This window comes from Streptomyces sp. NPDC006450 (genome assembly GCF_040612195.1).
Lineage (GTDB): Bacteria > Actinomycetota > Actinomycetes > Streptomycetales > Streptomycetaceae > Streptomyces.
The window spans coordinates 1-14,157 of record NZ_JBEXPT010000038.1 but is presented as its reverse complement, the minus strand read 5'-3'; the positions used below and the strand labels follow the sequence as shown (position 1 = coordinate 14,157).

The following is a 14,157-nucleotide window of genomic DNA, read 5'->3' as shown; positions in this document are numbered from 1 at the left end:
AAACCTGGCCGGGGCTACGTGAAGACGACCGTCCGGGTCCCGTTCAGCAGGACCCGGTGCTCGCTGTGCCACTTCACGGCCCGCGCCAGCGCCTGGCACTCCACGTCCCGCCCGATCGCCACGAGCTGGTCGGGGGTGACCTCGTGCCCCACCCGCTCGACCTCCTGCTCGATGATCGGGCCCTCGTCGAGATCCGCCGTCACGTAGTGCGCGGTCGCACCGATCAGCTTCACGCCCCGCGCGTGCGCCTGGTGGTACGGCTTCGCGCCCTTGAAGCTCGGCAGGAACGAGTGGTGGATGTTGATGATCCGCCCGCTCAGCTCCTTGCACAGGGTGTCGGACAGGACCTGCATGTAGCGCGCGAGGACCACGAGGTCGACGTCCTCGGCCCGCACCAGCTCCAGCAGCCTGGCCTCCGCCGCCGCCTTCGTGTCCTTCGTCACCGGGATGTGCACGAACGGGATCCCGTAGGAGCCGACCAGTTCCTCGAAGTCGGTGTGGTTCGACACCACCGCCGCGATCTCCACCGGGAGCGCGCCGATCCGGTGGCGGAACAGCAGGTCGTTGAGGCAGTGCCCGAACTTCGACACCATCAGCACGATCCGCATGCGCTCGTCGGAGCGGTGGATCTGCCAGTCCATCCGGAAGCTGTCGCCGATCGCGGTGAAGCTGGCCCGCAGCTTCTCCACGGTCACCGGGGCGTCGGCGGAGAAGTGGACCCGCATGAAGAAGAGGCCGGTGTCGCGGTCGCCGAACTGCTGGCTGTCCTCGATGTTGCACCCGGTCATGAACAGATAACTGGACACGGCGTGCACGATGCCCTGCTTGTCGGGGCAGGAGAGGGTCAGTACGTACTGCTGCTGCGTGGCCTGGGGCTGCGGGTCTTCGCTCATGACCCCACAGCCTTCCACATCACACCGCGCGCGTGAGGATCCGCAGGACGTCCAGCGAGCGCGGCCGCGCGTCCGGGTCGTCCCCGTCCGCCGTCGCCAGCCGTACGTGGGCTTCGCGCGCGGCCCGTACCGCCTCCGGCCACGCGTGGTGCTCCAGGTATCCGGACACCGGGGCGTCGGGGCCTATCTGGTGCATGATCCGCAGGACGCGCAGCACAGCGAGGTCCACCAGGGCCGCCTCCTGCGAGTCGCGGAAGATCGTGCCGACGTACTTCTCGGCGGACCAGCTGTCGAGCCAGGTGTCCTCGACGAGCCGGTACACGGCATCAGTGACGTCCCCGTACCCCTCGGCGCCGGCCAGCCAGGTGTCCTCTTGGAACGCGGGGTCGGAAAGCATGTGCAGCGCCGAGCGCACGTTGCTGCGCCAGCGCCACCACGGCATGTCGTTGAGGGGCATGCCGCCCATGGTGGAGGAGCGGCCGCCGCGGCGGGAAGAGTTCTTCGAACCTTGGGCGAATGTCACGCTTTCGATCGTACGTTCCTGCTCAGCGTGATCTTGAGGCGCCCGGGCCCGGGGAGCCGGACCCGCCCGGCGCTCACTCAGCGTGTGGGTGACACCCGTAATTCACCTCGCCGTCACCCCATGTTGTGCACACCTCACACCTCAGTTACCCCGGGCGCGGAATGGTGCATGCACATGACCACCCGGCGACGCGCAGCAGCACTCTCCCGCACCTTTCTGGCCCGGACCGCGGCCATGGCGACGGGCGCGTGTCTCGTCGCCGGCTGCGGGGTGCTCCCCGGGGGCTCGGGGGGCCCCGGGGACGCCGGCACCCTCACGGTCATGACCTTCGCTCCGGAGGACTCCAAGGCGACCAACATGCCGGGCATGCCGGGCATGGCCAAGGCCTACGAGCGCTGGGTCAACTCCAAGGGCGGCATCAACGGGCGCAAGCTCCGCGTCCTGACCTGCAACGAGCGCAACACGCCCACCGGCGCGGCCGACTGCGCCCGCAAGGCGGTCGCCGAGAAGGCCGTCGCCGTCGTCGGCTCCTACAGCCAGCACGGACGCGCCTTCCTGGCCCCGCTCGAAGCCGAGGGCATCCCCTTCATCGGCGGGTACGGAGTCTCAGCCGAGGAGTTCCAGTCCCCGCTCTCCTTCCCCGTCAACGGCGGCCAGCCCGTCCTGGTGGCCGGCGCCGGCCACCAGCTGGGGCGCACCTGCGCCAAGGTCGCCCTGGTCCGCCCCGACACCCTCGCGGGCGATTCCCTGCCCCTCCAGCTCAACGCCGGCCTCAAGGCCGACCAGATGCCCGAGGCCAGCGACATCCGGGCCGCCGAAGACGCCGCGGACCTCTCCGTCCAGGCCAACGAGGCACTGGCGGCCTCCTCCTCCGGGACCACCGGGAAGGGCGGCGCCTCCTCCGTGAAGGACGGGAAGAACGGCAAGGACAAGGGCTGCGTGGCCGCCGTACTCGGCGCCCGCACCGAGACCTTCTTCGACGCCTTCCGCCGCGCCGACTCCCAGAACCGCAAACCGCAGGTCTCCTCGGTGCTGGGCTCGGTCAGCCAGGCCCTGGTCGACCGCACCGGCGGCAAGGAGAGCCCCTTCGAGGGCGCGTACGTCACGAGCTGGTACCCGGTCGCCACCGATCCCCTGTGGACGCAGATGCGCAACGTCATCTCCGACCACGCCTTCGGCGACAACGCCGTGGAGCCCGACGACAGCGGCGCCCAGACCACCTGGATCGCGTACACGGTGTTCAGCGAGATGGTGAAGCGGTTCAAGGAGGACGAGACCCTCACCGGGCGCACCCTCACGCGCAAGCTCAACCAGTCCGACCCCGTCAAGACCGGCGGCCTGACCCCCGATCTCAGCTGGCGCTACCAGGACATGCGCGCCGTCGCCGGCTTCCCCCGCATGGTCAACGGCCGGGTCACCTTCCAGGTCGTCCAGCAGGGCCGCCTGGTGGCCCAGCCGGGCGGCGAGCAGTCCCTGGACATGACCAAGACCCTGGAGCAGGCCCCCCGTTCGAGCTAGGCCGACTCTTTCGGATCTTGCCGGTCAGGCCCGCGTCGGACGCGTGTCAGAGCTGGCTCTTGTCACGCTTGGTGAGGTCGTACTTGGCGGCGATGGAGTTCCACAGGCCCGCCGCGGTCTCCTTCGCCCTGGTGGCTTCGCCGCTCGCCTTGTTGCCCTCCGAGGCGTTGCGGGTCGTCCTGGCCTTGCCGTTCTTGCACTTTTCGCCGTCGGACTTGACGTCGTCCGCCCAGGCCGCGTAGCTGTTGTCGGCCTCGGCGGAGGACTTCCACGCCTTGGTGAGGGCCGCCGTCAGCTTCGCGTCGTTCGGGAGCTGGTCCACCTTGAGCTCCTGGAGCCGGGTCACCAGCCCCTCGCGCTGCCGGGCCGCGTCGCGCAGGTCGGTGGCCGCCTGGTCCAGGTTGCTGCAGCCCTTGATGTCCTCGACGGCCTTGATCACCGCGGCCCGGCTGTCGTTGCTGTCCGCGAGGAGCTTGTCGAGCTGGACGGCCTGCGGCTGCGCGGGATCCAGGGGAGCCTCGCCCTTGTCCGCGGCGGAGCTGCCGGGCGTGGGGGTGGCCGCCACGGCGGCCGGGTCGTTGTTCTGCGCCTTGCCGTCACCGAGCAGCGCACCGACCCCGAGCCCGACGACGGCCAGGCCGATGACGACGGCGGCGATGATCGCGGGCGACACCCTGCGGGGGGCGGGGGCGAGCGGCTGCTCCTGGTAGTGCGGCGGCTGCTGCTGATACTGCGGCGGCGGCGCGTACTGCTGGTGCTGCGGCTGCTGCGCGTAGGACTGGTGCTGTTGTTGCGGGTGCTGCTGCTGCGGATGGGGGCGGCGCGGCTGCTGGTGGAGCACCGGTTCCTCGATGGGGGGCAGGAGCTGCGTGTCCCCCCGGAACATCCCGTCGAACCCTGCGGCCGGATCGGCGGGCTCGGCCGGAACCGGCGCGATGTACTGCGTCGCGGCCTCGTCGTACGAGGGCGCGGCCGGGACCGGCGCGATGTACTGGGTGGCGGCCTCGTCGTACGAGGGCGCGGCGGGGACCGGCGGTATGTACTGGGTGGCCGCCTCGTCGTACGAGGGGGCCGCCGGGATCGGCGCGATGTACTGCGTCGCCGCCTCCTCGTGCGCGGGGGCGGGCACCGGCGCGACGTAGGGGGCGGGTGCCTGCGGCAGCGGCGGGTAGCCGTAGCCGGACGGGTCGCCGGAGCCCTCGTAGCCGGGGCCGACCACGTGGCCCTGCGGGTAGCCGTAGGCGGGGCCGCCGGGTGCGGGGTAGCCGTAGGAGGGGCCGCCGTGCAGGTGGTCCGGATCCCCGCCGGGCTGCACGGGCGGCTCCGTCGGCGGCTGTGCGGGCACGGGCGGGCCCCACGGCGCGCCTCCCTGCGGGCTGCCGCCCTGTCCGCTCTCGGTCACCGGGACTCCCTCTCCGACCTGTCCGCGTCTACGGAACCGTCGGCTCACGCTACCGGTCCCCGTCGAGTTTGCCAGTGTCGGCCTCATCCCCACGGGCCTGGCCGGGCCCCCGGCGTCCGGTACCGGGTAAGGGTGCCGGGTCCGTACAACCCCCGGGGCCGGTCGGTCGTCCAACCCGTGCAGTCGATCACACGTGACGCGCGGGGGATTCCGGTGAACAGTTTCAAGAGGACCATGACGGCCGTCGGTACGGCGGTCGTACTCGCGGCCGCGGGCGCGCTGGTGGCCCCTGTCGCCCACGCGGCCGGCGCCGGCAGCCCGGGGGCCTCCTCCCTGTCGGCCCTGCCGGCCGAGGCGCGGGCGTCGCGGACGGCGGTCCCCGGGACGAAGGCCGAGGAGAACCCGGTGGCGGATGCCACCGCCTATCCGAACGCCGAGAACGAGTTCATCGTCTCCGTCGGCGACCGATGGGAGACGCACCCCGTCCGGGTCGAGGTGCGCCGGGCGGGGACCGACAAGGTCGTCGCCGTGGTGGACCGCCTCACGAAGTACTCCGAGGAATCCGGCGACTCGCTCGAGCCGGACCGCTCGTGGTTCCAGGGTGACGACCAGCCGCTCGTCCTCGACACCATGACGGACTACGAACTGGACGTGTACGCCGAGGACCGGGACGGCAAGGAGCTGAGCCGCCGCAATGCGGGACGGTTCACCCACGCGCTCGACGCCAGGTTCGAGGCACGGACCAGCCAGCAGGAGTTCTCGCTGGACGACCTCGACACCCAGGTCACCGGCTCGGTCACCGCGGTCCACCCGCGCACCGGGGAGCGGTCACCGCTGGCGGGTGCGCGGGTCCGTACCCGCCTCGGTGACGGTCAGGCCGATGTGGTGTCCGACGCCCAGGGGAAGTTCGCCACCTCCGTGGCCGCCGTGGGCAACGAGAACGAGCTGGCCCAGTGGGTCTACCTGGCACGCGGGGAGACCGAGGTGTCCGTGAAGCACCCGGCCCGGATCCGCGCCCAGAAATCCACCCTGACGCTGTCCTCGACGGCGCCCCTCACCGCCCGGTACGGGACCGGGGTACCCGTGCGCGGCACGCTCACCCGCCGGGCGGACGACGGCACGCTCAAGCCCGCGGCCGGGCGGGGCGTCGCCGCCTCGGAGCAGCCCGCGGCGGGAGCCGAGACCGCGTACGCCTTCGCGGGTGCCGACGGCAGCTACATCCTCTCGCCCCGGGTCTTGCGGACCGGTTCCTGGAACGTGTCCGTCAGGGACAGCTGGCTGCTGGGCGACGGCACGCGTACGGCGACCGTCGGGAAGGTGACGCACACGACCAAGGTCGTGGAGGAGAAGCTGGTCGCCGGCGACAAGTACGGCAAGCTGACCATCAGCGGCAAGGTCGTGGTCGACGGATACACCACCCAGCAGGCACCGATCGAGATCCAGTACCTGACGGTGTTCGGCACCTGGAGCACCCGTCAGTCCTTCGTGGTGCCCTACAACAAGACGTTCACCGTGACGGTCGGCACGCCGACCAAGTCGACGGCCAAGGCGTGGCGGGTACACACCCCGGGCACCACCAACATCGGCCCCAGCACGGGCACCAAGGCGATCCACAACACGCGCGCCCAGACCCAGGTCACCGACGAGCGGTTCGGACCGCGCCCCGTGGCCACGGGCCAGCAGCTGTTCGTCGTCGGAACCCTGAAGACCTACACCCCCGACAGGGGCTTCGTGGCCTACCCCGGCCAGAAGGTCCGCTTCTCCTTCCGGCCCGACGGTTCCACCGTGTGGAAGGAGATGGGCACCGCCGTCACCCGGGACACCGGAGGCGTCGGCAAGAAGTTCACCGCGCAGACCAGCGGCTACTGGCGCATCCGCTTCGTCGACGCCGATGCCGCCCACCTCACCTCGACCGGCATGGAAGGCCGCATCGAAGTCACCGGCTGAACCGGCTGAACCGGCGGCCCCGTCACCCGGAACCTCCGGGCAGCGGGGTCAGCCGACCGGCTCCAGGCGGGCCGTGAACTCCCGGGCCGCCGGCTCCTCCCGGTACGGGTCCAGGCGGGTGCGGAAGTCCTCCAGGTACACCGCCCCGCGGTGGGAGCGGATGCCCGACAGGACCTCCGCCGCCTGCGTCGCCGTCTGGCAGGCGGCTTCCACCTCGCGCTGCTGCACCCGCGCCGCCGCCAGCAGGAGCAGTCCGATCGCCCGGCGCCGCGCCTTGGCCGCCGGGAGGTCCCGCAGGGACTCCTCCGCGCGTTTGGCCGCCGCGTCGGCCTGGCCCAGGTCCCGGTGGCAGTGCGCCAGTTCGTCCGCGAGGTACGCCCCGTCGAAGTGCCGGATCCACTCCGGATCGTCCCCCGACTCCGGCTCCGCCCGCTCCAGCGCGGTGACCGCCCGCGAGGACAGCACCGCCGTCGACCGCGCGTCGCCGAGGAGCGCGTGCCCGCGCGCCTCCGCCGCGTAGAACATCGCCTCCACCCGGGGGGTGACCTGGCCCCGCGTGCCCTCCTGTGCCGCTCTCGCCAGCTGCGCGATCTCCCTCGGGTTGCCCAGCTCCGCCGCCAGGTGGCTCATCGACGCCGCCAGGACGTAGCCCCCGTACGCCCGGTCGCCCGCCGCCTGCGCGAGCCGTAGGGCCTGGATGTAGTAGCGCTGGGCGAGGCCCGGCTGGCCGGTGTCCACCGCCATGTAGCCCGCCAGCTCCGTGAGGCGGGCGACCGCCGCGAACAGGGCCCGGCCGACCGGCTCCCGGTACGAGCCGCCGATCAGGCCGGAGACCACCGAGTTGAGGTAGTGCACGACCACCGGCCGCACGTGGCCGCTGCCGAAGCGGTGGTCGAGGTCCTTCAGCGCCTGCGTGGTGGCCCGTACCGCCTCCACGTCCGACATCCCGACCCGTGAGCCGCCGCTGCGCGCGACCTGCGCGTCGGCCCCGGTGATCAGCCAGTCACGGCTCGGCTCGACGAGCGCCGAGGAGGCCACGCTCGACCCCGACAGGAAGTCACGCCGGCCCACATCGCTCCGCCACAACTCGCTGACCTGCTCGATCGCCCCGATGACGGTCGGGGAGAACTGCAGGCCGACACCGGAGGCGAGGTTCTTGCCATTGGCCATGCCGATCTCGTCGATGGTGACGGTCCGGCCGAGCTTGCGGCCCAGTGCCTCGGCGATGATCCCGGGGGCCCGGCCGCGCGGCTGCTGGCCGCGCAGCCAACGGGCCACGGAGGTCTTGTCGTAGCGGAGGTCGAGGCCGTGCTCGGCCCCGCACATGTTGACGCGCCGGGCGAGCCCGGCATTGGAGCACCCGGCTTCCTGGATGAGCGCCTGCAGCCGTTCGTTCGGCTGGCGGGCGACGAGAGGCCTGGCTGCCATGAAAACCCCCAGTGGCCGCGGGTGATCGTTCGAATGATCACTTCCCGCCTGATGTGCGGGGAATCTTCCCCATTGCGTGCCATCGCTACCCACCTCCGGCGCCCCGGCCTCCTACGCGCCCCCCGCGATGCACCGATGCGCCCCGCATGCAGGATCGATGCTCCGCAGCCCGGCCGGTTTACGCCCGTAACCCCCGGTGACCGCAAGAGTTGTGTTGCACGTGGAAGAGACCATCGGAGTCACGGAGACCGCGCCCATCCCCCTGCAGCGCAGTGAGCCGCTGCTGGACCATGCCGTGCGGTACACGGAAGAACGGCACTGGGATGTCTTCGCCGGCACCTGGCTGGAGTCCGGCGACGGGCGGGAGCAGTGCTCGTGCGGGGCCGCGGAGTGCCCGGCGCCCGGCGCGCACGCGGCCGGGAAGGACTGGGCCTCGCAGGCGTCGGGCAGCGCCGTCCAGGTCAGGCGGCTCTGGGGCAAGAACCCGAAGGCCGCCATCCTGCTGCCCACCGGCCGGACCTTCGACGCCCTCGACGTCCCGGACGCCGCCGGTTTCCTGGCGCTGGCCCGGCTCCAGCGCATGCAGCGCGCCCTCGGCCCGGTGATCGCCAACCCGGCGGGGCGGATGCTGTTCTTCGTCCTGCCCGGCGCCGGGGCGAAGGTGCCCGACCTGCTGCGCAAGATCGGCTGGCAGCCGGCCCAACTCGACCTGGCCGCGCGCGGCGAGGGCGAGTACGTGGCCGCGCCCCCGACCCGGATCGGCGGACGCGGTTCGGTGCAGTGGGCCCAGCCGCCCACGGCCGCGAACCGGTGGCTGCCGGACGTGGAGGAGCTGATCGACGCCCTGGCCTACGCGTGCGGACGCGAGGCGGCGGCGGATCGGGCCCGGCGCACCTCGTGACCCTGCCGGGCCGGAGCTGATCCCGCTCCGGTCCGCTCCGATCCGCCCCGATCCCCTCCGGTCCGCCCCGATCCCCTCCGGCCGCCCCGATCACCTCCCTCCCGCCCGCCCTGATCCCCTCCGACTGGCCCTGACCAGCGGAGATTTCACCTGGGAAACTCATGACATAAGTAACTGCTCCGCCTCTCCCCCTCCTCCTATGGTGAGAAAAGCAGGACACGGGGAACAGAACGAGAGGCAGGCGCATGCCGGACCAGGGCGTTGCGACGGGCGGGGCGGACGGAACGGGTGGCGGTGCGCGATCCGCGCAGGCCGCCGCGCCCGCCGTGCGGGTCGAGGGTTTGTGGAAGCGGTTCGGCGAGCAGGTGGCCGTCTCCGGGATCGATCTGGAGCTGCCGGCCGGGCAGTTCGTCGGCCTGGTCGGACCGAACGGCGCGGGCAAGACGACCACGCTGTCGATGGTCACCGGACTGCTGCGCCCGGACATGGGCCGGGTGATCGTCGCCGGCCACGACGTGTGGGCGGACCCGGTGGAGGTGAAGTCCCGGATCGGCGTGCTCCCTGAGGGGCTGCGGCTCTTCGAGCGGCTCTCCGGCCGGGAACTGCTCGGCTACATGGGACGGTTGCGCGGGCTGCCGGGCCGGGAGACGGACAGCCGGGCCACCCAGCTGCTGGAGATCCTGGACCTGGCCGGTTCCCAGAACAAGCTGATCGTCGACTACTCGACGGGCATGCGGAAGAAGATCGGCCTGGCGGCCGCCCTGCTCCACAACCCCGAAGTGCTGTTCCTGGACGAGCCGTTCGAGGGCGTGGACCCGGTGTCCGCACAGACCATCCGCGGAGTGCTGGAACGCTACACCTCCTCCGGTGCCACGGTCGTCTTCTCCTCCCACGTCATGGAGCTCGTCGAGTCGCTGTGCGACTGGGTGGCCGTCATGGCCGCCGGCCGGATCCGGGCCGCGGGCCCGCTGGCCGACGTACGGGGCGACGCGCCCTCGCTGCAGGCCGCGTTCCTGGAGCTGGTCGGGGCGCAGGGCCGGGCCACGGGCGAGTCCCTGGACTGGCTCGGCGGCGGGGCCGCGTCCAACGGCGGGAGTAACGGGGCGGGCGTCCGATGAGCACGCCCACGCCCACGCCGACGCCCACGCGGGCTCCGGCGACCGCATCCGGGTCTGCCGCCTCCGCTGCCGCGGCCGCGTCCGTCAGCGTCACCCCGATCTTCGTCCGCCTCAAGCTGTCCCTCCTGCGCAACGGGCTCAAGGGCTCCTCGAAGCGCAAGGCCGCCTACTTCGGCGCGCTCGCCTTCGCCCTTCTCATCGCCTTCTTCGCCACGCTCGGCCTCAGCGTGCTGCGCGGCAATGCGCACGCCGGTGCGGTCGTCGTCCTGCTGGCGGCGGTCATGGCCCTCTGCTGGACGTTCGTCCCGCTGTTCTTCCCCACCGGCGACGAAACGCTCGACCCGACCCGGCTGGTCATGCTGCCGCTGCGTCCGCGTCCGCTCGTACGGGCCCTGCTGGCCTCCTCGCTCGTCGGCATCGGGCCGCTGTTCACGCTGTGCCTGGCCGTCGGCTCGGTCATCGCCGTCGCCCGGGGCGCGGCGGGCGTGGTGGCCGCCGTCCTGGCCGTGCCGCTGCTGCTGGTCGGCTGCGTCGCGCTGGCCCGGGCGGTGGCCACGGCCAACGTCCGGCTGCTGACCAGCCGCAAGGGGCGCGACCTCGCGCTGCTCAGCGGCCTGCTGATCGCGATCGGCGCGCAGGCGGCGAACTTCGCCGCCCAGCGGCTGTTCGAGACCGGCGGCCTGGAGCGGCTGGAGCCGGCCGGGGCGGTCGTGCGCTGGCTGCCGCCCGCGACGGCCCTCGGGATGGTGGACTCCGCGAGCGAGGGCTCGTACGGGATCGCGGCTGCCCAGCTCCTCATCACGGTCGCGGCCCTCGGCCTGCTGCTCTGGTTCTGGGAGCGCAGTCTGACCAAGCTGATGGTCACCCCGGACGGTTCGACGATCGCGGCGGCCAAGGAGAAGAAGAAGCCGGTGAGCGGCGCGGCCCGGGGCGGCTGGTCGTTCCTGCCGGACGACCGTACGGGCGCGGCCGTCCAGCGCGCGCTGCGCTACAGCGTGCGTGACCCGAAGACCAAGTCGGCGTTCGTGTCGGCCCTGGCGATCGGTCTGATCATCCCGGTCGTCAACGCCGTCCAGGGCAGCGGCTCGGTGTACCTGGCCTGCTTCGCCTCGGGCATGATCGGCCTCCAGATGTACAACCAGTTCGGGCAGGACACCTCGGCGTTCTGGATGGTCGCGCAGACCATTTCGAGCACCCGGGACGCGTACGTGGAACTGCGCGCCCGCTCCCTGGCCCTCGCGCTGGTCACCGTGCCCTTCACGGTGGTGGTCGCGGCGGTCACGGCCGGCCTGCTCGGCGACTGGGCCGGTCTCCCCGGCGCCGTGGGCCTGGGCCTGGCCCTGCTCGGTTCGATGCTGTGCACGGGAGCCCTGTCGTCCGCCTTCTTCGCGTACTCGATCCCGACCGACGGCGCCTTCAAGAACGTCGCCCCGGGCCAGGGAGCCCTGGCGTGGGGGAGCCTCTTCGCCGGCATGCTCGCCTCGGCGCTGATCAGCTCCCCGATGATCGCCCTGGCCGTCTACTTCAGCGCCACGGACCAGAAGACCATGGCCTGGATCCTGCTCCCCCTGGGCGTGGCCTGGGGCACGCTGGCCACGTGGGCCGGCCTGCGCCTCGCCGCCCCGGCGGTCGCGCGCAAGCTCCCGGAGATCCTGCTGGCGGTCAGCAAGGGCTGACCGTCCGGGCCAGGGCGGTGTCGGCCTCGGCGAGGGCCGACCCGCCCGCGCTCAGGGAGTCGTAGACGAAGTGGACGGTGGCCCCCTCGATGCCGCAGTACTCGGAGATCCCGACGCGCAGCAGGCGGTCCACCGGCTCGTCCCAGCCCAGCTCCTCGAACTTCGCCTCGGGGTAGCTCACCAGCGGGATCCACACCATCCGCTTGCCCTTCAGGAGCGGGCGGCGGCGGCCGTAGGCGAAGCCGTTGTTCCAGACCCGGTCGATCCAGCCCTTCAGGATCGCCGGCAGGCCGAACCACCAGAGCGGGAAGACCACCACGAGGATCTCTGCGGCGGCGATCCGGTTCATGTGGGCCCGGGTCTCGGCGGAGTACTCCTTGTCGGGGTCCGACCAGTCCGGCTCGTCCTCGGGTCCCATCCGCGGGTCGAAGCCCTCGGCGTGCAGATCGAGTACGTCGACCGTGTGGCCGTCGGCCTCCAGCCGGGCCGCGGCGCGGCGGGCCAGCTGGGCGGTCAGGGAATCGCCGCGGGGGTGGGCCAGGACGACCAGGGCGGCGCTCATCGGGCATCGGTGGCGGTGGACGCGGTGGCGGTGGGCGCGGAGGCGGTGGGCGCGGAGGCGGTGGGCGCCGCTGTGGCGGCTTCCGGGGAGAGGCGGACCAGCATCTTGCCGGTGTTCGCGCCGCGCATCATGCCGAGGAAGGCCTCCGGGGCGTGCTCGATGCCCTCGACGACGGTCTCCTCCGTACGCAGGCTGCCGTCCGCCAGCCATCCGGCAGCCCGGTCGATCCACTCCGGGAACAGGTCGAAGTGGCTGGAGACGAGCATCCCGCGCAGGGTCACCTCGCGGGCCGCGGCCTGGAAGAGGTTGTCCGGTCCCACCGCCGGAGCGGTGGCGTCGTAGCCGCTGATCGCGCCGACCAGGGCGATCCGTCCGCCCTGGCGCATCGCGCCGATGGCCGCCTGGAGGTGGTCGCCGCCGACCGCGTCGAGGTAGACGTCGATGCCCTCGGGGGCCGCCTCGGCGAGCTGGCCGGCCAGGTCGCCCTGGCGGTAGTCCACGGCCGCGTCGTAGCCGAAGCGGTCCAGCAGCTTCCTCGTCTTCAGCGGGCCGCCCGCCGAGCCGATCACCCGGGAGGCGCCCAGGCGCCGCGCCAGCTGCCCGGCGACGCTTCCGACCGCGCCGGCCGCGGCGGAGACGAAGACGACGTCGCCTTCCTCGACCGGGGCGGTGCGGGTCAGCGCCGCGTACGCCGTCAGGCCCGTGGTGCCGAGCGGGCCGAGGTACGCGGACGGCGAGGCGACCGCGGGATCCACGACGGTGGCGGCGGCCGCGTCGAGGACGGCGTACTCACGCCAGCCGAGGAAGTGCGTCACCGTCGCCCCGACCGGCACCGACGCGGAGCGGGAGGCGACGACCTCGCCGATCGCGCTGCCTTCGAGGGCCGCGCCGAGGGCGAAGGGCGGGATGTAGGAGGGGGCGTCGTCCATCCGGCCCCGCATGTACGGGTCCACGGACATCCAGGTGTTGCGGACGAGGATCTGGCCGTCGGCGGGCTCCGGCACCTCGGTGGCGACCAGGTCGAAGTGGTGCGGGCCCGGTGCGCCGACGGGGCGGGCGGCGAGGCGGACCTCTCGGGAGAGGGTGCTCGTGGTCGTGGTCATCCGACTCTTCCTTCCGGCGTGCTGCCTGTTCCCGTGACCGCTCGGTCGCGGTCACGGGAACACCATGTCCGGGACCGCGCACGGGCCGCGCACGCGTCACGCACGGGAGCACGCACGGCCGTACGCACGCGGTCTGACGGGCGAGAAGTAACGTTGCGACATGCGTTTCGAGGTGCTGGGGCCCCTGACCGTCCGCACGGATGACGGGACTCCCGTGCCCGTTCCCGAGGCGAAGGTGCGGGCCCTGCTCGCGGCCCTCCTCGTGCGCGACGGCCGGCCCGTGCCGGTGGACCGGCTGATCGACGACCTGTGGGGCGAGGCGGGCGACGCCGCCCCCGGCAATCCGGGGAACACCCTGCAGACCAAGGTCTCCCAGCTCCGCCGGACCCTCGCCCGGGCCGAGGACGGAGCACGCGCCCTGGTCGCGTACGGTCCGGCGGGCTACGCCCTGCGCGCTCCGGCGCGGGCCGTGGACGCGGACCTCTTCGCGCAGCTGGCGGCGGCCGCGCGCAAGGAGGCGGAGCCGCGGGCCAGGGCGGAGCTGCTGGCGCGGGCGCTCGGGCTCTGGCAGGGAGAGGCCTACGCCGACTTCCGGGACGCCGACTTCACGCAGACGGCGATCGCCCGGCTGGAGGAGCAGCGGATCACCGCGTACGAGGACCTGGCCGAGGCCCGCCTCGCACTCGGCGAACACCGGACGCTCGCAGACGAGTTGGCCGGCCCCGCCGCGGCCCACCCGCTGCGCCAGCGGCTGCGCGGCAGCCAGATGCGGGCGCTGTACCGCGCGGGGCGGCAGGGCGAGGCACTCGCCGTCTACGCGCACCTGCGCGGGCTCTTCGCCGAGGAACTCGGCATCGACCCCGGTCCGGAGCTCTCGGCCCTGTACGAGGCGATCCTGCGCCAGGACCCGGAACTGACGGGGCCGGTGGGGCCGGTGGGGCCTGCCAGTCCGGCGGAGCCTGCGGGTCCGGGCCGGGCGGCGGGTCCGGCCGCGCACAAGGGCCCGGACGCGCCTGCGGGCCCCGCCGCTCCGGCCGGCCCGGTCGCACCCCCGGGGCGGGCGGGGGGCGAGGGCCCGGGGGGCTC

General features: G+C 72.7%; 12 protein-coding genes. 6 read left to right on the top strand and 6 right to left on the bottom strand.

Annotated features, from left to right (window positions below; all coding sequences use genetic code 11):
- Positions 1-14: 14 nt before the first annotated feature.
- Together purU and ABZY57_RS14665 are read right to left on the bottom strand one after the other, a co-directional pair.
- Entirely contained in the window at positions 15-893 is an 879-nt protein-coding gene (gene purU / locus ABZY57_RS14670) for a formyltetrahydrofolate deformylase (protein WP_356511735.1), read from the bottom strand.
- Positions 894-912: 19 nt separating this feature from the next.
- Positions 913-1,359, bottom strand: coding sequence for a hypothetical protein (locus tag ABZY57_RS14665; RefSeq protein WP_254387724.1), 447 nt, complete (start codon positions 1,357-1,359; stop codon positions 913-915).
- 231 nt (positions 1,360-1,590) lie between these two features.
- Between ABZY57_RS14665 and ABZY57_RS14660 the strand changes: the two genes are divergently transcribed.
- The gene (locus tag ABZY57_RS14660; protein WP_356511733.1) at positions 1,591-2,934 is read left to right on the top strand and encodes an ABC transporter substrate-binding protein; all 1,344 of its coding nucleotides are present in this window, start codon (positions 1,591-1,593) and stop codon (positions 2,932-2,934) included.
- Between the two features lie 46 nt (positions 2,935-2,980).
- Here the strand turns inward: ABZY57_RS14660 and ABZY57_RS14655 are convergent, their stop codons facing one another.
- The gene (locus ABZY57_RS14655) at positions 2,981-4,336 is read right to left on the bottom strand and encodes a hypothetical protein (RefSeq protein ID WP_356511731.1); all 1,356 of its coding nucleotides are present in this window, start codon (positions 4,334-4,336) and stop codon (positions 2,981-2,983) included.
- A gap of 213 nt (positions 4,337-4,549) precedes the next feature.
- On the opposite strand from ABZY57_RS14655, the gene ABZY57_RS14650 reads away from it, so the two are divergent.
- Positions 4,550-6,283, top strand: a complete 1,734-nt coding sequence (locus ABZY57_RS14650) for a hypothetical protein (RefSeq protein ID WP_356511729.1) — start codon at positions 4,550-4,552, stop codon at positions 6,281-6,283.
- 48 nt (positions 6,284-6,331) lie between these two features.
- Here the strand turns inward: ABZY57_RS14650 and ABZY57_RS14645 are convergent, their stop codons facing one another.
- Complete coding sequence (locus ABZY57_RS14645) at positions 6,332-7,711, bottom strand: transcriptional regulator (protein ID WP_356511727.1); 1,380 nt, start codon at positions 7,709-7,711, stop codon at positions 6,332-6,334.
- A gap of 220 nt (positions 7,712-7,931) precedes the next feature.
- On the opposite strand from ABZY57_RS14645, the gene ABZY57_RS14640 reads away from it, so the two are divergent.
- The 3 genes from ABZY57_RS14640 (at position 7,932) to ABZY57_RS14630 (ending at position 11,406) form a co-directional block, all read left to right on the top strand.
- The gene (locus ABZY57_RS14640; RefSeq protein ID WP_356511725.1) at positions 7,932-8,612 is read left to right on the top strand and encodes a bifunctional DNA primase/polymerase; all 681 of its coding nucleotides are present in this window, start codon (positions 7,932-7,934) and stop codon (positions 8,610-8,612) included.
- A gap of 245 nt (positions 8,613-8,857) precedes the next feature.
- The gene (locus ABZY57_RS14635) at positions 8,858-9,730 is read left to right on the top strand and encodes an ABC transporter ATP-binding protein (RefSeq protein ID WP_356511723.1); all 873 of its coding nucleotides are present in this window, start codon (positions 8,858-8,860) and stop codon (positions 9,728-9,730) included.
- On the top strand, positions 9,727-11,406 hold the full coding sequence (locus ABZY57_RS14630; protein ID WP_356511721.1) for a transporter: 1,680 nt from the start codon (positions 9,727-9,729) through the stop codon (positions 11,404-11,406). Before ABZY57_RS14635 ends, ABZY57_RS14630 begins: the two co-directional genes overlap by 4 nt.
- Here ABZY57_RS14630 and ABZY57_RS14625 read toward each other — a convergent pair.
- Positions 11,393-11,968, bottom strand: a complete 576-nt coding sequence (locus ABZY57_RS14625) for an NAD(P)H oxidoreductase (protein ID WP_356511719.1) — start codon at positions 11,966-11,968, stop codon at positions 11,393-11,395. The genes ABZY57_RS14630 and ABZY57_RS14625 overlap by 14 nt on opposite strands.
- On the bottom strand, positions 11,965-13,071 hold the full coding sequence (locus tag ABZY57_RS14620) for an NADP-dependent oxidoreductase (RefSeq protein WP_356511717.1): 1,107 nt from the start codon (positions 13,069-13,071) through the stop codon (positions 11,965-11,967). Before ABZY57_RS14620 ends, ABZY57_RS14625 begins: the two co-directional genes overlap by 4 nt.
- A gap of 160 nt (positions 13,072-13,231) precedes the next feature.
- Here ABZY57_RS14620 and ABZY57_RS14615 point away from each other — a divergent pair.
- On the top strand, positions 13,232-14,157 hold a 926-nt coding region (locus ABZY57_RS14615; protein WP_356511715.1), incomplete at its 3' end, for an AfsR/SARP family transcriptional regulator.